Source organism: Streptomyces sp. NBC_00988 (assembly GCF_045162645.1).
In the GTDB taxonomy this organism is placed as follows: Bacteria; Actinomycetota; Actinomycetes; order Streptomycetales; family Streptomycetaceae; genus Streptomyces.
This window is the reverse complement of record NZ_CP108730.1, coordinates 3,170,795-3,188,130: the sequence shown is the minus strand read 5'-3', so window position 1 is coordinate 3,188,130 and position 17,336 is coordinate 3,170,795. Positions and strand designations below refer to the sequence as shown.

Annotated in this window: 19 protein-coding genes; 9 read left to right on the top strand and 10 right to left on the bottom strand. The window is 70.8% G+C overall.

Annotation, left to right across the window (positions count from 1 at the left end):
• Nucleotides 1-4 precede the first annotated feature (4 nt).
• Nucleotides 5-574: an NUDIX hydrolase gene (locus OG496_RS14485; RefSeq protein ID WP_366495588.1), complete on the top strand. Its 570-nt coding sequence runs from the start codon at nt 5-7 to the stop codon at nt 572-574.
• Here OG496_RS14485 and OG496_RS14480 read toward each other — a convergent pair.
• Together OG496_RS14480 and OG496_RS14475 are read right to left on the bottom strand one after the other, a co-directional pair.
• Nucleotides 571-828: a hypothetical protein gene (locus tag OG496_RS14480; RefSeq protein ID WP_019059891.1), complete on the bottom strand. Its 258-nt coding sequence runs from the start codon at nt 826-828 to the stop codon at nt 571-573. The genes OG496_RS14485 and OG496_RS14480 overlap by 4 nt on opposite strands.
• Before the next feature lie 204 nt (nt 829-1,032).
• The gene (locus tag OG496_RS14475; RefSeq protein ID WP_366495587.1) at nt 1,033-1,893 is read right to left on the bottom strand and encodes a 3-hydroxybutyryl-CoA dehydrogenase; all 861 of its coding nucleotides are present in this window, start codon (nt 1,891-1,893) and stop codon (nt 1,033-1,035) included.
• Between the two features lie 169 nt (nt 1,894-2,062).
• Between OG496_RS14475 and OG496_RS14470 the strand changes: the two genes are divergently transcribed.
• Complete coding sequence (locus OG496_RS14470; protein ID WP_405971146.1) at nt 2,063-3,307, top strand: glycoside hydrolase family 10 protein; 1,245 nt, start codon at nt 2,063-2,065, stop codon at nt 3,305-3,307.
• Nucleotides 3,308-3,398: 91 nt separating this feature from the next.
• Here OG496_RS14470 and OG496_RS14465 read toward each other — a convergent pair whose 3' ends face one another.
• Complete coding sequence (locus OG496_RS14465) at nt 3,399-4,325, bottom strand: DMT family transporter (RefSeq protein ID WP_405976626.1); 927 nt, start codon at nt 4,323-4,325, stop codon at nt 3,399-3,401.
• On the opposite strand from OG496_RS14465, the gene OG496_RS14460 reads away from it, so the two are divergent.
• The 3 genes from OG496_RS14460 to OG496_RS14450 all read left to right on the top strand — a co-directional run bounded on the left by OG496_RS14460 (nt 4,216) and on the right by OG496_RS14450 (nt 7,049).
• The gene (locus OG496_RS14460) at nt 4,216-5,796 is read left to right on the top strand and encodes a PLP-dependent aminotransferase family protein (RefSeq protein ID WP_405976625.1); all 1,581 of its coding nucleotides are present in this window, start codon (nt 4,216-4,218) and stop codon (nt 5,794-5,796) included. The genes OG496_RS14465 and OG496_RS14460 overlap by 110 nt on opposite strands.
• Nucleotides 5,797-5,913: 117 nt before the next feature.
• Nucleotides 5,914-6,351 carry a GNAT family N-acetyltransferase gene (locus OG496_RS14455; RefSeq protein WP_366495583.1) on the top strand — a complete coding sequence of 146 codons (438 nt, stop codon included), beginning with the start codon at nt 5,914-5,916 and terminating at the stop codon, nt 6,349-6,351.
• A gap of 104 nt (nt 6,352-6,455) precedes the next feature.
• Nucleotides 6,456-7,049, top strand: coding sequence for a histidine phosphatase family protein (locus OG496_RS14450; protein WP_366495582.1), 594 nt, complete (start codon nt 6,456-6,458; stop codon nt 7,047-7,049).
• A 47-nt stretch (nt 7,050-7,096) separates the two neighbouring features.
• On the opposite strand, the gene OG496_RS14445 is transcribed toward OG496_RS14450, so the two are convergent.
• Complete coding sequence (locus OG496_RS14445) at nt 7,097-7,540, bottom strand: DUF6314 family protein (RefSeq protein ID WP_405971145.1); 444 nt, start codon at nt 7,538-7,540, stop codon at nt 7,097-7,099.
• Between the two features lie 2 nt (nt 7,541-7,542).
• Nucleotides 7,543-7,800, bottom strand: coding sequence for a hypothetical protein (locus OG496_RS14440; protein ID WP_405971144.1), 258 nt, complete (start codon nt 7,798-7,800; stop codon nt 7,543-7,545).
• A gap of 138 nt (nt 7,801-7,938) precedes the next feature.
• Between OG496_RS14440 and OG496_RS14435 the strand changes: the two genes are divergently transcribed.
• Nucleotides 7,939-10,434, top strand: coding sequence for an alpha-L-arabinofuranosidase C-terminal domain-containing protein (locus tag OG496_RS14435; protein WP_405971143.1), 2,496 nt, complete (start codon nt 7,939-7,941; stop codon nt 10,432-10,434).
• 14 nt (nt 10,435-10,448) lie between these two features.
• Here OG496_RS14435 and OG496_RS14430 read toward each other — a convergent pair whose 3' ends face one another.
• Both OG496_RS14430 and OG496_RS14425 read right to left on the bottom strand, forming a co-directional pair.
• Nucleotides 10,449-10,889 (bottom strand): carboxymuconolactone decarboxylase family protein, encoded by a 441-nt coding sequence (locus tag OG496_RS14430; RefSeq protein ID WP_366495578.1) that lies wholly within the window; start codon nt 10,887-10,889, stop codon nt 10,449-10,451.
• Nucleotides 10,886-11,332, bottom strand: a complete 447-nt coding sequence (locus tag OG496_RS14425; RefSeq protein ID WP_405971142.1) for a MerR family transcriptional regulator — start codon at nt 11,330-11,332, stop codon at nt 10,886-10,888. Before OG496_RS14425 ends, OG496_RS14430 begins: the two co-directional genes overlap by 4 nt.
• A gap of 129 nt (nt 11,333-11,461) precedes the next feature.
• Between OG496_RS14425 and OG496_RS14420 the strand changes: the two genes are divergently transcribed.
• Both OG496_RS14420 and OG496_RS14415 read left to right on the top strand, forming a co-directional pair.
• Nucleotides 11,462-12,664 carry a DUF6745 domain-containing protein gene (locus tag OG496_RS14420; RefSeq protein ID WP_405971141.1) on the top strand — a complete coding sequence of 401 codons (1,203 nt, stop codon included), beginning with the start codon at nt 11,462-11,464 and terminating at the stop codon, nt 12,662-12,664.
• 33 nt (nt 12,665-12,697) lie between these two features.
• Nucleotides 12,698-13,183, top strand: coding sequence for a hypothetical protein (locus OG496_RS14415; RefSeq protein WP_405971140.1), 486 nt, complete (start codon nt 12,698-12,700; stop codon nt 13,181-13,183).
• Nucleotides 13,184-13,196: 13 nt separating this feature from the next.
• On the opposite strand, the gene OG496_RS14410 is transcribed toward OG496_RS14415, so the two are convergent.
• Both OG496_RS14410 and OG496_RS14405 read right to left on the bottom strand, forming a co-directional pair.
• The gene (locus tag OG496_RS14410; RefSeq protein ID WP_405971139.1) at nt 13,197-15,011 is read right to left on the bottom strand and encodes an SMI1/KNR4 family protein; all 1,815 of its coding nucleotides are present in this window, start codon (nt 15,009-15,011) and stop codon (nt 13,197-13,199) included.
• Between the two features lie 60 nt (nt 15,012-15,071).
• Nucleotides 15,072-15,719, bottom strand: coding sequence for a TMEM175 family protein (locus tag OG496_RS14405; RefSeq protein ID WP_405971138.1), 648 nt, complete (start codon nt 15,717-15,719; stop codon nt 15,072-15,074).
• 71 nt (nt 15,720-15,790) lie between these two features.
• Between OG496_RS14405 and OG496_RS14400 the strand changes: the two genes are divergently transcribed.
• A complete protein-coding gene (locus OG496_RS14400) occupies nt 15,791-16,624 on the top strand; it encodes a hypothetical protein (protein ID WP_405971137.1) in 834 nt (277 codons plus the stop codon).
• Here OG496_RS14400 and OG496_RS14395 read toward each other — a convergent pair.
• On the bottom strand, nt 16,621-17,259 hold the full coding sequence (locus tag OG496_RS14395; RefSeq protein WP_405971136.1) for a hypothetical protein: 639 nt from the start codon (nt 17,257-17,259) through the stop codon (nt 16,621-16,623). The two genes, OG496_RS14400 and OG496_RS14395, sit on opposite strands and share 4 nt — an antisense overlap.
• Nucleotides 17,260-17,336: the final 77 nt, after the last annotated feature.

The following is a 17,336-nucleotide window of genomic DNA, read 5'->3' as shown; positions in this document are numbered from 1 at the left end:
AACCGTGCAGTGGACGAAACAGAACGAACAAACTGTGTACTCAAACCGCTGGTTCAGCGTCAATCTCGCGGATGTCGAACTACCCGACGGCCGGCACCTCGACCACTTCCTCATACGGCTGCGTCCGGTGGCCGTGGCGACGGTGGTCAACGAGGCGAACGAGGTTCTCCTGCTGTGGCGGCACCGTTTCATCACCGACAGCTGGGGGTGGGAGCTCGCGGCCGGTGTCGTGGAGGACGGCGAGGACATCGCGCGCGCGGCCGCCAGGGAACTGGAGGAAGAGACCGGCTGGCGGCCGGGGCCCCTGCACCACCTGATGAGCGTGGAACCGTCCAACGGGCTCACGGACGCCCGGCACCACATCTACTGGGCCGAGGAGGGCGAGTACACCGGACACCCCGTGGACGACTTCGAGTCGGACCGCCGGGAATGGGTGCCGCTCAAACTCGTACCCGACATGGTCGCCCGCGGGGAGGTCCCGGCCGCCAACATGGCGGCCGCGTTACTGCTGTTGCACCACTTGAGGCTCGGTCAGGACGCCCCTCGAACTCCCGCCAGGCGTCCAGGCGTCTAGCGTCCCAGCACCTGCCAGACCGTCACGACGAGTGCGCCCACGGCGGTCAGTGCGGCGATGGCAGGCAACGGCCACCGGGTGTGCTCCAGTGCAACGATGCGTGCGCTCAGGTCATCCACTTCCTTGTCCGTTTCCTCGGTGCGATGGCTGAGCAGGGCCAGCCCTCCCTCGACCCGCGCGTAGGCGACGTCGAGGCGGCGGCGTAACTCTGCGAGTTCTCCATGGACCACGGGATGCTCGGGGTCGGCGGTCACGGGTCCGCTCCTTTCCGTAGTCGGAACATCCCTTGCATGCGCATGAAGAGTCAACTCGCCTGGTGGGCACCGGGGGAGAGTGTGCGAGCGGCATATGCGGGCCCGGCGCGCACACGGTGTGTGAATGGCGCGGGCCCGGCACTCCGAAGAGTGCCGGGCCCGCAACCGCCAAAGTATTACGGTGAGTTGCCGCGAGGGAAGTGCTCAGGCGTAGGTGTAGAAGCCCGAGCCGGACTTACGGCCCAGCCGTCCCGCGTCGACCATGCGCTGGAGCAGCGGGGGAGCGGCGTACAGCGGCTCCTTGTACTCCTCGTACATCGAGAAGGCGACCGAGGCGACCGTGTCCAGGCCGATCAGGTCGGCCAGCTTCAGCGGGCCCATCGGGTGGGCGCAGCCCAGCTCCATGCCGTTGTCGATGTCCTCGCGGCTGGCGATGCCCGACTCGAACATCCGGATCGCGGACAGGAGATAGGGGATCAGGAGCGCGTTGACCACGAAGCCGGAGCGGTCCTGCGCGCGGATCGCGTGCTTGCCGAGCGTCTTCTCGGCGAACAACTGGGCGCGGCTGAGCGTGCCCTCGGAGGTGGTCAGCGCCGGGATCAGCTCGACGAGCTTCTGCACCGGGGCCGGGTTGAAGAAGTGGATGCCGATGACCTGGTCGGGGCGCGAGGTGGCGACCGCGAGCCGCACCAGCGGGATCGAGGAGGTGTTGGAGGCGAGGATCGCGTCGGGGCGGGTCACGACCTGGTCGAGCACCTGGAAGATCTCGGTCTTCACCTGCTCGTTCTCGACGACGGCCTCGATCACGAGGTCACGGTCGGCGAACTCGCCGAGATCGGTGGTGAAGCTGAGCCGCGCCTGCGTCTCCGCCAGTTCCTCGGCGGTGATCTTGCCGCGCTCGGCGGCCTTGGTCAGCGAGTTGAACAGCCGGGTCCGGCCGATCTCCAGGGCCTCGCCGGTGGTCTCGGCGACCTTCACGTCCAGGCCGGAGCGGGCGCACACCTCGGCGATACCCGCGCCCATCTGGCCGCAGCCGACCACTCCGACGCGCTCGATGTCGGTCACATCGTCCCCTTCGCTGATCTACAGGCTGTCGCAGGACCCCGTTGTCCGACGCCTGCTCCGATCGTGCACGTTACCCGCAAGTATCGATGATCGATCGCCGGGGTCGGGCATCCTGGGGCGCGGAGACGATCCGTGACGGCACGGATCCACAGCGTATGGGGGTGTGCAGATGGGGCGATTGTCACGTCGGGCGTTCGCGATGGCCGCGCTGTCGACGCTGGCCACGACGGGCAGCGCGGCGGCGGAACCCGGGCCCGTACCGAGGCCGGCAGCTCGTCCGCGCGGGGTCACCGAGATGCGGGGCGTGTGGCTGGCGACAGTGGCCAACCGCGACTGGCCCTCCCGCCCGGGCCTCACCCCGGCACAGCAGCGCACCGAACTGATCGCCCACCTCGACACGGCGGTCCGCGACCGCCTCAACACGGTGATGTTCCAAGTACGGCCCACCGCCGACGCGTTGTGGCCCTCGCCGTACGAGCCCTGGTCCCAGTACCTGACCGGCACCCAGGGCGTGGCCCCCGGCTGGGACCCGCTGAAGACGGCCGTGGAAGAGGCGCATGTGCGGGGGCTGCAACTGCACGCCTGGTTCAACCCGTACCGGATCGCCAACAACACCGACCTGACCAAGCTCGTCGCCTCGCACCCCGCGCGCAAGCACCCGGACTGGGTGGTGGCGTACGGCGGGAAGCTCTACTACAACCCCGGACTGCCCCAGGTCCGCGCCTTCGTCGAGGACGCGATCCTCGACGCGGTGAAGAAGTACCCGGTCGACGGGGTCCACTTCGACGACTACTTCTACCCGTACCCGGTGGCCGGCCAGACCTTCGACGACGACGCGGCCTACGACAAGTACGGCGGCGGCTTCGTCGACCGGGCAGCCTGGCGCCGCGACAACATCGACAAGCTGATCCGCGAGACCGCGGCCCGCATCCAGCAGATCCGCCCGGGCACACGCTTCGGGGTCAGCCCCTTCGGCGTGTGGCGCAACATCGCGACCGACCCGCGAGGCTCCGACACCCGGGCGGGGGTGCAGACGTACGACGACCTCTGCGCGGACACCCGCAAGTGGGTGCGCGAGAACTGGATCGACTACATCGTCCCGCAGCTGTACTGGAACATCGGCTTCGCCGCCGCCGACTACGCGAAGCTGCTGCCCTGGTGGGCGGAGGTCGCACGCGGCACGAAGACGCGGCTGTACGCAGGTGAGGCGCTGTACAAGGCGGGCGACCCGGCGCAGCCCGCGGCCTGGCAGGACCCGGCCGAACTGTCCCGGCATCTCACCCTCGCCGCCAAGTACCCCCAGTTCGGCGGGCATGTCTTCTTCGCGGCCCGGGACGTGGCGGTGGATCCGGCCGGCGCGATGGCGCGGGTGGTGGCCGACCACTACCAGCAGTCGGCGAAGCCCCCGCGCTGAACTGCCGTTCCGGGTCCGGGTACTTGATGTCCTGGTGCTTTGATCTCGCAGTCGAGGGCCGGGCGACCTCACGGCCCCGTGCCCGTGCCTCTCAACTCCGCGCCCGTTGCGTGACGGCGATGCACACCAGCACCGCCGCGGCGGTCAACGGGGCGGCCACAGGCAGGTGTTCGCCGAGCAGCAGTACTGACCACACCAGCGTGAGCAGTGGCTGGGCCAGCTGGAGTTGGCTCGCCTTCGGGACGCCGATGGCGGCCATGCCCCGGTACCAGACGACGAGCCCGAGCAACTGCGAACCGGCGGCGACCCACAGCAGCCCGGCCACACTGTGCGCGGTGAGGTGCGGGGTGTCGTACGACAGCGCGATCGCGGTGGCGGGCACGCTCAGCGGGAGGCACAGGACCAGTGCCCAGGCGATGACCTGCCAGCCGGGCATGACCCGGGCCAGCCGGCCGCCTTCGGTGTAGCCGGCCGCGCAGACCAGCAGCGCGGCGAGGAGGTACAGGTCGGCGGTGGTCACGGCGCCGCCGCTCTGCTGGACCGTGAAGGCGAGCACCGCGGCGGCGCCCGCGAGCGCGGCCGTCCAGAAGGTGCGCGAGGGGCGGATGCCGGTGCGCAGCGCGGACAGCGCGGCGGTCGTCAGGGGCAGCAGACCGACAACCACCGCCGCGTGCGCGGTGGTTGACGTCTCCAGCGCGAGCGTGGTGAGCAGCGGGAAACCGACCACCACCCCTGCCGCTACGACGGCCAGTCCGGCCCAGTGCCGGCGGCCGGGCACACGGACGCGCAGTGCCAGCAGGCAGCCACCCGCGATGACCGCGGCGAGGACGCTGCGCACGGCCACCAACGACCAGGCGCCGAAGCCTTCGAGTCCCCAGGCGGTGGCGGGGAAGGTGAGGGAGAAGGCGATCACGCCGAGCGCGGCCTGGACGGTTCCGGCGCGGACGCCGAGCGCGTGCGTTTGTGCGGCGGCGGAAGCGGGGCTGGAGCTGGGGTTAGGGCCGGTGCTGACCGCTATCGGGCTCGGGGTAGTAGCGCTATCGTGTGCTCTCATGCACGAGCGTAGCAGTGTCGGTGAACTGGCGAATCATCTGCGGCAAGAGCTCAACCGCTACTCGCCAGGTGGAAAGCTGCCGTCGAGCCGGACGCTCGTCGAACGGTTCCGGGTGAGCCCCGTGACCGTCTCGCGCGCCCTCGCGCAGCTGGCCGCCGAGGGACTGGTGGTCACCCGGCCCGGCGCCGGCGCGTTCCGGGCGACGCCCCGCCCCGCGACCGCCACCGCCCCGGGGGACACCTCGTGGCAGGAGGTCGCGCTCAGCGCGGACGGCACCGCCGACTTCGTGCCGCGCACGGTGGACGCGTCCGCGGTCCTGGCGACCCTGGCCGTCCCGCCGCCGGGCGTGATCGAGTTCAACGGCGGCTATCTGCACCCCTCCTTGCAGCCCGAGCGCGCGATGGCGGCGGCCCTGTCCCGGGCCGGCCGCCGCCCCGGCGCCTGGGGACGGCCGCCGATGGAGGGCCTGCCGGAACTGCGCGAGTGGTTCGCGCGCGGCATCGGCGGAGCGGTGACGGCCGCCGACGTCCTGGTCAGCGCGGGCGGCCAGACCGCCCTCACCACCGCACTGCGCGCCCTCGCACCCCCGGGTGCACCCGTCCTCGTCGAATCCCCCACGTATCCAGGCATGTTGGCGATCGCCAGGGCGGCGGGCCTGCGCCCGGTCCCGGTGCCGGTGGACGCCGACGGCGTGAAACCGCCCCTCCTCGCCGACGCGTTCCGCGCGACCGGCGCCCGGGTCTTCGTCTGCCAGCCCCTGTTCCAGAACCCGACCGGCGCGGTCCTCGCCCCCGCCCGCCGCCCGGAGGTCCTGCGCATCGCCCGCGACGCGGGCGCGTTCGTCATCGAGGACGACTTCGTACGACGGCTGGTGCACGAGGACGCCGGCCCGCTGCCGCGCCCGCTCGCCGCCGACGACCCCGACGGAGTCGTCGTCCACGTCGGCTCGCTCACCAAGGCGACCTCGCCCAGCTTCCGGGTCAGCGCCCTCGCCGCGCACGGCCCGGTACTGGAACGCCTGCGCGCCATCCAGGTCGTCGACACCTTCTTCGTCCCCCGCCCGCTCCAGGAAGCGGCCCTGGAACTCGTCGGCTCCCCGGCCTGGCCCCGCCATCTCCGCGCGATCTCAACGGAGTTGAAGACCCGCCGCGACACGATGACGACCGCCCTCCGCCTCGAACTCCCCACCCTGTCCCTCCCGCACATCCCCTCCGGCGGCTACCACCTGTGGCTCCGCCTCCCCGACGGCATGGACGAACAATCGTTGACGGTCGCGGCCCTCCGCGCGGGCGTCTCGATCACCCCCGGCCGTCCCTACTTCAGCGCCGAACCCCCGGCCGCCCACGTCCGGTTGAGCTTCGCGGCGGTCGCGGGGACGGGGGAGATCGCGGAGGGGGTGCGACGGCTCCGGGCGGCCTGCGGGGAGGTGCTCTGACGCGGAGGTGCTCCAGCTGCCGTACCGGGCGTGGGCGAAGAGGGGCTCGACGCCGACGCCCGGGCCGTCGGCCAAAACCGCTCGACACCTCACTCCCTGACCTGCGAGCCTCCCGCCATGAACGACATCCCGAGCCTCCCCGACGGCTATGAGTTCTCCGCCGACTCCGCCCGCGTCGACGTCGACCGCACCTACCGCTGGCTGTCCACCGACGCCTACTGGGCGAAGGACCGGCCCCGCGAGAAGCACGAGCGCGCGGTCGCGTCCTCGCTGAACTTCGGGGTGTACGACACGGCTTCGGGGGAGCAGGTGGCCTACGCGCGCGTGGTCACCGACCAGGCCGTGTTCGCGTGGCTGTGCGACGTGTACGTGGACCCGTCGGTGCGCGGCAAGGGCGTCGGCACGGCGTTCGTCGGCGCCGTACGGGAGGAGCTGCGGCCCTTCGGGCTGCGGCGGATCCTGCTCGCCACGCACGACGCCCACGGGGTGTACGAGAAGCTCGGGTTCAAGCCGCTGGAGCGGCCCGACCGGTGGATGGCCCTCATTTTCGAGTGAGTTGTCCGCCTGGTCCCGACCTCGAAGTAAGGTTTCGCCCACCCTGGGTAACTCTCATCCGGCACCCCTTGACCTGCGTACTTCGGCGGGATCACGATCGCCGCATGCTACTTCGGGTCACGTTCGTCGCCGCCGCGCGCAGCTCCCCGCTGCTCGCGGAGCGCTTCGAGGACGACCGCCCGCTGGACCAGGCGGGATGGGACGAGGTCCAGCGCGCCGCCCCGGTCCTGCTGCCGCTGGCGGCGGCGGAGCTGCGCTACTGCTCGCCGACCCCGCGCAGCCGGACCACCGGCGACGGCCTCGGTTACACCCCGTTGGTGCAACTCGCCCTGCGGGACTGCGACATGGGCCGCTGGCGCGGCCTGACCCTCGGCGAGGCGATGGCCCGCGAACCGGCCCTGGTCGACGCCTGGCTCGCCGACCCACGCTCCACCCCGCACGGCGGCGAGTCCCTGCTGACCTTCATCGCCCGCGTCGGCGGCTGGCTGGACACCCGACCCGACGACGACGGCGGCCGCATAGTCGCCGTCGCCGAACCCTCCGTCATCCGCGCCGCGTTGGTCTACGCCCTCAAGGCACCCCCGTCGACCTACTGGAACATCGACGTACGCCCGCTGTCGACAACGACGGTTACGGGGCATGCGGGGCGCTGGAATCTGCGGTTCGACGGGGCGGGGGTCCAGTCGAGGCAGGTGTAGGGCGGGGCGGGTCTTGTCGTGGGTGCAGCGGGTGAGGGCGTCGCCACTCAACTCCCGCGGGCGTAGACCGTGTTGAGCACCAGATCCTTCGCCGGTCCGCCCACCCGCCACACCGTCCGCCAGCGGTCCGCGTCCAGCACGGTGAACTCGCCCCGGTACAGATCCGCCGAGCAGGGATGGTCGGTGACATGGTGCCCCGAGGTCAGATCCAGGTCGTGGAAGGGCCGCCCGTCGCCGAAGCGCACGTCGGCCGTCCCCGGCGTGCCGCCCGGCAGGAACCGCAGGGTCCGCTCGGCGGGGCGGGCCACACCCTGCCAGGTGAAGGTGCCCGACTCCGCGTGCAGCAGGCCCCCTTCGGGCAGCGCGGTGAAGACGGTCGTACCCGCGAAGTCGCCCTCGGCGCCGCTCGACAGGTCCCGTACCGACCTCCGCACCCGCCAACTCCCGGACAGATACGCCAACACGTCCGGCACCGGCCAGAACTCACCCATCGTCACCCCTTCCCGAGCCGCCGCCGACGCCGCCAACCGTCCGGCGAGTCGGTGGGCGCCTTGCGCTGCGCCTGGGCCCGGATCTCGTAGTGCGAGGCGTGGCTCGTGGCCCGGAAGGCCTCCTCGTACGCGGCCAGGGCGCCGCTCATGTCGCCGCCGACGGTGCCGCGGCGGCGGATCCGCCGGGCCAGCCAGGTGAAGAACCCCAGGACGGCGGCCAGGAAGCCGAGCAGGGCCAGGTACGGGAACAGCGCATGCATGCCCTCGACCCTACGTCCCCGTCCATGTCGGCCCCATTGACGTGCTCACGCCCCTTCCCTATCTTGCCGTTCGAAGTGCTGACCGACGTCTGATATTTCGAACAATTGCAGAACAACTTCAAGAGCCGCGGAGTATCCATGTCACGCACCAGCCGCACCCGTCTGAGACTTGCCTTGGGGGCAAGCGCTTTCCTGCTGGCGACGGCCGTCGTCCCCGCACCCGCCCACGCCGACGACGCCACGGACGTCACCGACTACGCGATCACCGTCGATCCGTCGACGCGGGGCGCCGCGATCGACAAGACGATGTACGGCGTCTTCTTCGAGGACATCAACCGCGCGGCCGACGGCGGCCTGTACGCCGAGCTCGTGCAGAATCGGTCCTTCGAGTACTCCACCGACGACAACACGTCGTACACCCCGCTGACCGGTTGGACGGTCGCCGGTACGGCCCAGGTCGTGAACGACGCCGGCCGCCTCAACGAGACCAACCGCAACTACCTTTCCCTGGCGGCCGGTTCGTCCGTCACGAACGCCGGTTACAACACCGGCATCGCCGTCGAGGACGGCAAGAAGTACGACTTCTCCGTGTGGGCCCGCGCTGACAGCGGCACCACGCTCGGAGTCAGCCTCCAGGACGCGGGCGGCACACTGGCCACCGCACGCCAGGTGAAGGTGAAGAAGAGCGGCTGGGTCCGGTACGAGGCCACGTTCACCGCGACCCGCACCAGCACCGCCGGCCGCCTCACCGTCGCCTCCTCCGACGCGACCGCCCTCGACATGGTGTCCCTCTTCCCCCGTGACACCTACAGGCACGAGCCGAACGGCCTGCGCAAGGACCTCGCCGAGAAGGTCGCCGCCCTGCACCCGGGCTTCGTGCGCTTCCCCGGCGGCTGCCTCGTCAACACCGGTTCCATGGACGACTACAGCGCCGCCTCCGGCTACCAGCGCAAGCGCTCGTACCAGTGGAAGGACACCGTCGGCCCGGTCGAGACCCGCGCCACGAACTCCAACTTCTGGGGCTACAACCAGAGTTACGGCCTCGGCTACTACGAGTACTTCCGCTTCGCCGAGGACATCGGCGCGATGCCGCTGCCCGTCGTACCGGCCCTGGTGACCGGCTGCGGCCAGAACAAGGCCGTCGACGACCCGGCGCTGCTCAAGCGGCACATCCAGGACACCCTGGATCTCATCGAGTTCGCCAACGGACCGGTGACGTCGAAGTGGGGCGGGCTGCGCGCCGAGATGGGCCACCCCAAGCCGTTCCACCTCACCCACATCGAGGTCGGCAACGAGGAGAACCTCCCCACCGAGTTCTTCGCCCGCTTCACCCAGTTCCGTACGGCGATCGAGGCCAAGTACCCGTACATGACCGTGATCTCCAACGCGGGCCCGGACGACAGCGGTTCGACCTTCGACACGGCCTGGCAGCTCAACAAGGACGCCAAGGTCGACATGGTCGACGAGCACTACTACAACAGCCCGCAGTGGTTCCTGCAGAACAACGACCGCTACGACTCCTACGACCGCACCGGCCCGAAGGTCTTCCTCGGCGAATACGCCTCCGGCGGCAACGCGTTCAAGAACGGCCTCGCCGAGGCCGCCTATATGACCGGCCTGGAACGCAACGCGGACGTCGTCAAACTCGCCTCGTACGCACCGCTGTTCGCCAACGAGGACTACGTCCAGTGGCGCCCCGACCTGGTGTGGTTCAACAACCACGCGTCCTGGGCCTCCGCCAACTACGAGGTCCAGAAGCTCTTCATGAACAACGTCGGTACCCGCGTGGTGCCGTCGACGGCCACCGGCACACCCTCACTTGTCGCCCCGATCTCCGGCGCGGTCGGCCTGTCGACCTGGGCGACGAGTGCGGCGTACGACGACGTGAAGGTGACCGGCGCCGACGGGACGTCGCTGCTGAGCGACGACTTCTCCGGTGACGCCTCCCGGTGGACCCATACGGGAGGCGGGAGTTGGAGCCTCGATGACGGGCAGTACGTCCAGACCGACACCGCCGCCGAGAACACCATGGTGTCGGCCGGCGACCCGGCCTGGCACGACTACGACCTGCATGTGAAGGCCACCAAGAAGGCAGGAAAGGAAGGCTTCCTGGTCGCGTTCGGCGTCAAGGACACCGGCAACTACTACTGGTGGAACCTGGGCGGCTGGAACAACACCCAGACCGCCGTCGAACAGGCCGTGGACGGCGGCAAGTCGACGCTGATCGCCAAGCCGGGAACCATCGAGACGGGCCGCGCCTACGACGTCGACGTCAAGGTGAGGGGCCGTCAGGTCACCCTGTACCTCGACGGCCAGGAGTGGGGCAGCTTCGCCGACGACAAGCCGGCCGAGCCGTTCCGTCAGGTCGTCACGAAGGACGCGAAGACCGGCGACCTGATCGTCAAGGTCGTCAACGACCAGTCCTCGGCGGCCCGTACGGCGATCGACCTGGGCGGCGCGAAGGTCTCCTCCAAGGCGAAGGTGACCACGCTCGCCGCGGCACCCGACGCGTTGAACAGCGAGACGGCGACCGCGGTCGCGCCGGTCGTGTCCACCTTCAAGGGGGTTGCGGAGAGGTTCAGTTACACCCTCCCGGCGAACTCCGTCACGTTCCTGAGGATCAGGCAGAAGTAGCAACTGCCCCGGAATCAGGCGGAGGTTGTTTCCGTGTCCGGCGTGGGCTGCTGTCCCAGCGGCAGCAGTCCACGCTCGGCGAAGACCTTCTTCGCGGCGAAGGTCGCGTTGAGCGCCTTGGGGATACCGCAGTACACGGCGGAGTGCGTGAGGGCCTCGATGATCTCCTCGGGCGTGAGGCCCACGTTCAGCGCCGCGTTCACGTGCACGTCGAGCTGCGCCTCGCAGCCGCCGAGTGCGGTGAGCATGCCCAGCGTCACCAACTGGCGGTCGCGCGGGGCGAGTCCGGGACGGTCGTAGATCTCGCCGAAGGCCCAGGCGACGACCTGGTGACCCAGTTCGGGGCTGATGTCGGCGAGCGAGTCGACGACCCGCTGCCCGGCCTCGCCGTCGACCCGCTTCAGGACCGCCAGGCCGTGGGTGAAACGCTCTTCACGGGTGGTGCTCGCGCTCATGTCGGTTCATCCGATCCCGGCCGCTCGTGCTCGACCTCGTCGAGGAGCAGCTGTTGGTAGTGGTCGATCTTGTCGTCCAGCGCGGACGCGTTGCGGCGCAACGCCCTGATCCGGTCGGCCAGTTCGGCACGGTGCTCACGGAGCATCGCCAGCCGGTCGGCGACCGTGCCGTTCCCCGCCGCCCGCAGCGCTGCGAACCGCTGCATGTCGGCGATCGACATGCCCGTCTCGCGCAGCCGCAGCAGGAACTCCAGCCAGGCCAAGTCCGCTGCCTGGTACCGCCGTTGGTTGCCGGTGGTCCGGCCGACCCGCTCGATGAGGCCGGCCTTCTCGTAGTAGCGCAACGTGTCGTGCGAGAGACCCGTGCGCTCGGCGACCTGGGCGATGGTCAGGGTCGGTTCCCGGTCCCGGGGGAGGGGTTTCAGGGGCTGTCCGCTGCTCATGAACACAACGGTAAAACCTGGAGCGCGCTCCAGGTCAAGGAGTAATTTCCTTGCGCCGCGACCCAGGTGCTGTCACGCTCCCCGCATGATGAATCGAAAGGCGGACCTCGAAGTCCTCCGGTGACCCCCGTGTCAGCCCTGTCCCAGGGCGCCCACCGCCTCGCACTGGCCCGTCGCCTGAGCGACGAGTGGCGAGCACACGGTCTGGCGGCACGCCCGGCCGACCGCCCCGCGGCCGAAGCCGCAGTCGTCGCCCTGTACCGGCTGATCGACGCCCCGGCCCCGGAGTTCGTCTGGGTGCCGTCGCCCACCGCGGCCCTGTCGGTCGTCCACGACGACCCGCACACCTTCCCACCCGTCCACTTCCGGGGCGCCAACCTGCCCAAGTATCCGGAGGGTTGGCCCCTGGCGGCACAACTGGCCAACCTCGTACAGGACGTGCGCCGCGGTCTCGACCGGGCCGTCGGACACGGCAGGTCGAGGGGCTTCCACTGGCGGCCCCTCGCCATCCCCGCCGAACGGGCCCTGACCACGGGAGTGGCCATCCCCGCCATCATCGACATGGTCGTCGGCGACGCGCTGTACACCACCCTGCACAACTGCGTCCGCACCCTGATCCGCGCCGAGTCGATGCCCACGACCGGCGGCACGGACGGCATGACCTGGTACGGGCAGCACGACGCCCACTGGATCGGCCACTACGACGTGTACGCACGCACCGGCCTCGCCGACTACCGGCGCCCCGACGCCGAACTGCTCGCCCTGCTGGCCGAGTTGGCGCGCTCGACCGGCTGGTGGTGGCCCGGTGAGGGCCGCTGCGTGATGGCGGAACGCCCCACCGAGGTCCACACCGAACCCCTCCCCAACGCCCTCAACGGCGAAGCGCGGCTGCACCGGGACGACGGCCCCGCCGTGCTCTTCGCCGACGGCACCCAGATCCACGCCCTGCACGGCACCCATATCCCGACCTGGGTGATGACCGACCCGTCCGTCGAGCGCATCCACGCCGAACGCAACATCGAGGTCCGCCGCAGCGTCATCGAACGCATCGGCTGGGACACCTACATCGCGCAGGCCCGCCTCCGGCACATCGCCACGGCCGGCGACCCGGGCAACCCCGGCTCAGCGCTCCATCTCTACGACGTCCCACGGGAGTTGTGGCGCCGCCCCGCCCGTCTGCTGCTCGTCGTCAACGGTTCCGTCGAGCCCGACGGCACCCACCGCCGCTACGGCCTGAGCGTGCCCGCGCACTTCGACGACCCGGTGGCGGCGGCGGGTTGGACGTACGGCCTGTCCGGCGAGCACTACGCGCGGCTCGTCCGCCGCACCTGATCCCGAACCTTCCCGACACCAGAGGTGATGCCCATGACCACAACCATGCCCGCTGCCATGACTCCGACTCCGACCATGACCCTCGCCGACCTGACCCGGCGTTCCGGCCTCGACGTCCTCGACCACCTGGAACGCCAGGTCACCATCCCCGTCGTCGACGGCCTCCAGGCCCAGGGCGACCTGATCGTCGTCCCGTACGCGTTCGTCGCCCGCGCCGTCACCCTCACGAGCGGCAACTGGCGTGAAGTGCCCGCCGCAGGCGTCGAGTTGCTGCGCAGCGCGGCGGGCGGCAATCCGCACACCCTCGTCGCCGACCCCGGCACGTGCCGCTGGACCCGGCAGGTCCGCGACACCATGGGCCTGGCCATCGCGATGATCGAGACCTCGGCGGTCGCCTACCTCATCCACCCCGAACACGGCGGTACGGGCATCGCGCCCGGCCGTTATGTCGTACGACGGCAGCGGGAACGCGAGACCGAGCGCATGGGATGGCGCGGCGACCGGATGATCGCCGACTGACGCTCCCGCCGTCTCACCAATAGGCGCAGTCGTCCCACGCCTTGAAACCGGCGTGCTCGACGGGGTCGTCCTCCTCGTCGAGCTCGGCCAGCCCGGGGGTGGCCGGGGTGCCGCGCTGCCAGGCGAGGAGCGTGTCGATCAGGCCGCCCTCCAGTACCGGCCCCTGGTCGGTGTGGCGGGGCCACACGAGCAGGGGCCAGGCGTCCGGGTCCGGGCCCCGGGTGAGCCAGCCGAGGTGGTCGGCGTCGTAGGAGTTCGCGAAGGGCAGGAAACCGCCGGGCTCCGGCCAGACGGTCAGCGGATACCCGTCCGGGTAGTTGTCCTTCAGCATCCGATAGGCGTCGAGCGTCTCCTCGACGTGGGTGACGAAGCGCCGTTCGCCGGTGCGCAGCGGGGTCAGGAAGCGCAGCCACTCGCCCCAGTCGCCGGCGCCGTACACCTCCATCAGCTCCACGTACTCCGTCGGCAACCGCGTCCCCAGCTCGGCGAACAGCCCCTCCCAGGTGCCGGCGCCGAGGTACGGGCGCTCAGGGGGCGGCGAGAGCAGCCGCAGGGCGTCCAGGCCGGTCCCGGTCTCCAGCGCGACGCGGCGCTCGGCCTCGGTCAGCCGGGGTGCGGTGGGTGCGGGCGGGGTCCACGGCTCGGCCGTGGGCAGGTACGCGGTGCGGGCGATGCTGCCGGGCAGCGGCCCGAGCAGCGGACCGGGCGGGGACGGCTGCTCCCCGGCGCCGCGGACGGTGTGGCGCAGATAGCCGGTGAGCGTGAGGTCGTAGCGGTGGAACGGCAACAGGCCACTGCCGGGCACCGGGTGGGAGTGCCGGACGACGACCGTCCAACGGTCGGGGTCCTCGGAGACCGACGTGTCCCAGAACAGCACGTCACCGCCCCGGCTGCGGCCCCACGCCAACAGCCCGCCGGGAGACGGATGTACGGTCGGCCGCTCGCCCTCCGGCAGCTGCCGCGCGGCTATCCGGGCCGCGCGATGCGTCTCCCGCAGCCAGTCGCCGTAGTCGAAGCGGTCCTTCCGGACGCAGGGCACATGGATCCAGAGGTACTCACCGAAGTCCAACGGCCCGTAACCGTCGACCAGTTGCTTGTAGTCGTCCGGGAGGCGCGACCCGAGCCAGGTCTCCACGGCCGTCCAGTCGACGGGGACGGGGAGGGGAGCGGGCGGGCGTTCGGCGGAGGGAGCGGTGAAGGACGAGACGTCGGGGTGGGCGTCGTTCCAGACCAGTGAGCGGGGGGCGGCAGAGACCGCGGCTACGCAGGGGCGCTCAGGGCCGCCGCGCTCGGCGTGCCGTGACAGGGCCGGTGCGCCGGTGGTGAGGGCCTCGACCGTGTCCGCGAGCATCTCGGACACCGAGTTCCACAGGGGTACCCCCAAGCCGGGCGTCTCGTGGTCCCAGAGGAAGACGGCGCCGAACGTGGGCAGTTCGGACCGGAGGTCGACCAACAGGTGGTCGCCGCCCGCGTCTTCGGCGATCGGCAGGAACCCGGGGAGGTACTCCGCGACGGCGGCACGGGCGGCCGAGTGCGGTGCCTCGTCCCGGGCGACCAGCACCAGGATGTCCCTGACGTCCAGCGCCTCCCCCGGCCCCAACGGGGCGAATTCCAGAGGGATCCAGGCCGTGGCGGCCATGTCGTCGAGCCGCCACCACGCGACCAGGTCCGCCGGCAGAGCCGATCCCGGCACGCTCGCGACCACCGCATCGACGCGCTCCACGTCCACATCCGTCGCCGCCCGCACGGGCCCTGCCGGGACACGCGTCCGCAGCCACTCGGCTGTACGGCCCCACAACTCCCGTACGGCCCGCTCCGTTTCGTCCATGGCGTGAAGTCTGCCGCGCGGGTGAGCGGCGTAGGAAAGGGGGTGTTCGCGCGGGCGGTGTCAGGGCTGCGGCAGCCGCCGACGGTAGTGGCCGATCACATAGTGGGCGGGCACGAGCGTGATCCAGAACCACATGGCGGCCTTCGTGTTGACGAAGGCCAGAGGGATGGACAGGCCGAACACCAGGACGCTGGAGCCGAGTTGGGCGGTGAAGCGGCGCCGGGCCATGGCGGCGGGGGACGTCGGGGAGGGGTGCACCTGGCGTTGGGTGAGGAGGAGCAGGGTCGCGTGCACCGCGTGGATCGCGGCCATGGCGCTCGCGTAGAGGGCGACGGCGTCGGGCTGGGAGGCGTACTCGGCCAGGAGCCCGGTGGGGAAGGGGAGCAGCGCGACCAGGCCGAGGCCGAGGAGGGTCAGACGGGTCACCACGGTCGTCTCCACGGGCAGTGTGGTGAGGATGCGGCGGTGGTCACGCCAGAACCCGGCGATGAGGGTGAAGCTGAGCGCGAAGGCGCCGAGGCTGGGCAGCGCGTCGTTCAGGGCCTTGTGGAAGGCGGCGGCGGGCAGATCCGCGGGGACCGCGACATTGATGACGAGCAGCGTCATCGCGATGGCGAATATCCCGTCGGACAGAGCGATCAGGCGTGCCGGGCCCGGGTCGTTCCCGTGCGGTCGGGGCGGGTCGGTCTCTGCCACTGGCTCGGTCATGCCGATGAGGGTAGGGCGTCGGGGCCCTTGAGCGGTGGTGCCGGTCCACCCGGTCCCCGTACGGTCGTTCTGTGTTGATCAAATGCGATGAGCCGCGGAGGCTCGGCGTTCCGGATTCCGAGGCGCGGCTGCGCTTCGAGGCGGAGCCGCGGGAGAGCGGGGGCCGGACGGGCCGGAGGCTGCTCACGGTCGACGGGGAGCCCGCCTTCGAGCTCAGCCACTGGTGCGGCACCTGCCCGTTGCTCTTCCGCCGGCTGGATACCGCGAGGCAGACGCTGTCGTTGGCGGAGGTGCGGGAGCGGCTCACCGGGCCGCTGGCCGAGCCCGGCGACGGTGGCGTGGTCGACGCGTTCGGGGCGTTGCTGCCCGAGGGCGAGTACCTTCCGGTGCTGCTGCGCGTGGAGCCCCGGCTGGTCGTCCCCGGGCAGGAGGGCGACTACTTCAGTGGCGAGCAGGTGGACACGTGGGGGCTCGACCAGTTCTGGGGCCTCCCGGAGTACCCGCACACGCCGTACTACCGCACCTTCGAGACGGTGGTCGACGCGTCCGCCCACCTGTATGAGTTCGTCGTGCCGATGGTTCCGCCGACGTGGAACGAGCGGGAGCGTGTCGAGGAGTACGCCGAGCTCATGGGCCGGGGTGTGGTCCCGACGGCCGTGGCGGTCTCGACGCTGGACGTGTGCGAGCCCGCGGTCGGCTTCGGGGACGACCGGTCCCGGCACTGGGGGCTGACGCACTTCCTCCTCGACGGCCACCACAAACTGGAGGCCGCGGCCACCACCGGCCACCCCGTGCGGCTCCTCTCGCTCCTCGCCCTGGGGGAGGGCCTGGCGAGCGCAGAGGACTGTGCCCGGCTGCCCGCCCTGCGCGCCCAGCCCCGCTCGGTCCGTACGGCCGGTGCCTAACCCGGCACGGATCGGGAGCTGCCGACCGCGGCGCCCCGGCAGACCACCAGCGCGAGCACCAGGACCTCGACGCCCGCGGTGACGCCCGCCGCCCGGAACTGCCCCGCACCTGTCGAAGGAGTGCCCAGCAGCACGGGGATCTTCCCCTGGGGGTCCACGGTGACGGTGATGGTCTGGCCGGCTTTCAGGCCGTCCCCGGACACCTTGCCCGGCAACGGCTGTCCCGACGGATCGGCCAGCCACGCGACGTGGGACGGCGGATCGGCACCCTGGTCGACCCAGTACACGTCGGTCACCGTCGCCCGCTCCTCCCGGCCGCGCGCGTGCAGCGCCCGCTGGTCCAGGCCCGAGTAGGTCAGGTGCATCACGACCAGGGCACCGATGGGCACCATGATCATCGCCAGGACGGCCGCCCAGCCCTCGGGCTCGTCCATGCCCGGCACCAGCAGCCCGAGGAGAAGGAACGCCAGAAGATAGAGCGAGGGATACACGAGCAACGCCACCCAGACGTTGTGCGTGACGTGCACCAGGATGCCGGCGCCGACCTCAAGGCCCAGGAACACCACCGTGACGCGCACCAGGAGCCACGCGACCAGGCCCGCCAGTCGGCCCCGCCCCAGTATTCGCCCGGCCACAACACCCCCTGCCGTCGATGGCCACCGATCACCGGACGTCGCGATCCTGTGTGCATACCCACCCACTCAGATTGCAT

Excerpts from the sequence above, each read along its gene's own strand:
- OG496_RS14470 (WP_405971146.1), top strand. The coding sequence starts at position 2,063 with ATGGGGCGATTGTCACGTCGGGCGTTCGCGATGGCCGCGCTGTCGACG.
- OG496_RS14455 (WP_366495583.1), top strand. The coding sequence starts at position 5,914 with ATGAACGACATCCCGAGCCTCCCCGACGGCTATGAGTTCTCCGCCGAC.
- OG496_RS14450 (WP_366495582.1), top strand. The coding sequence starts at position 6,456 with ATGCTACTTCGGGTCACGTTCGTCGCCGCCGCGCGCAGCTCCCCGCTG.
- OG496_RS14445 (WP_405971145.1), bottom strand. The coding sequence starts at position 7,540 with ATGGGTGAGTTCTGGCCGGTGCCGGACGTGTTGGCGTATCTGTCCGGG.
- OG496_RS14440 (WP_405971144.1), bottom strand. The coding sequence starts at position 7,800 with ATGCATGCGCTGTTCCCGTACCTGGCCCTGCTCGGCTTCCTGGCCGCC.
- OG496_RS14435 (WP_405971143.1), top strand. The coding sequence starts at position 7,939 with ATGTCACGCACCAGCCGCACCCGTCTGAGACTTGCCTTGGGGGCAAGC.
- OG496_RS14430 (WP_366495578.1), bottom strand. The coding sequence starts at position 10,889 with ATGAGCGCGAGCACCACCCGTGAAGAGCGTTTCACCCACGGCCTGGCG.
- OG496_RS14425 (WP_405971142.1), bottom strand. The coding sequence starts at position 11,332 with ATGAGCAGCGGACAGCCCCTGAAACCCCTCCCCCGGGACCGGGAACCG.
- OG496_RS14415 (WP_405971140.1), top strand. The coding sequence starts at position 12,698 with ATGACCACAACCATGCCCGCTGCCATGACTCCGACTCCGACCATGACC.
- OG496_RS14410 (WP_405971139.1), bottom strand. The coding sequence starts at position 15,011 with ATGGACGAAACGGAGCGGGCCGTACGGGAGTTGTGGGGCCGTACAGCC.
- OG496_RS14405 (WP_405971138.1), bottom strand. The coding sequence starts at position 15,719 with ATGACCGAGCCAGTGGCAGAGACCGACCCGCCCCGACCGCACGGGAAC.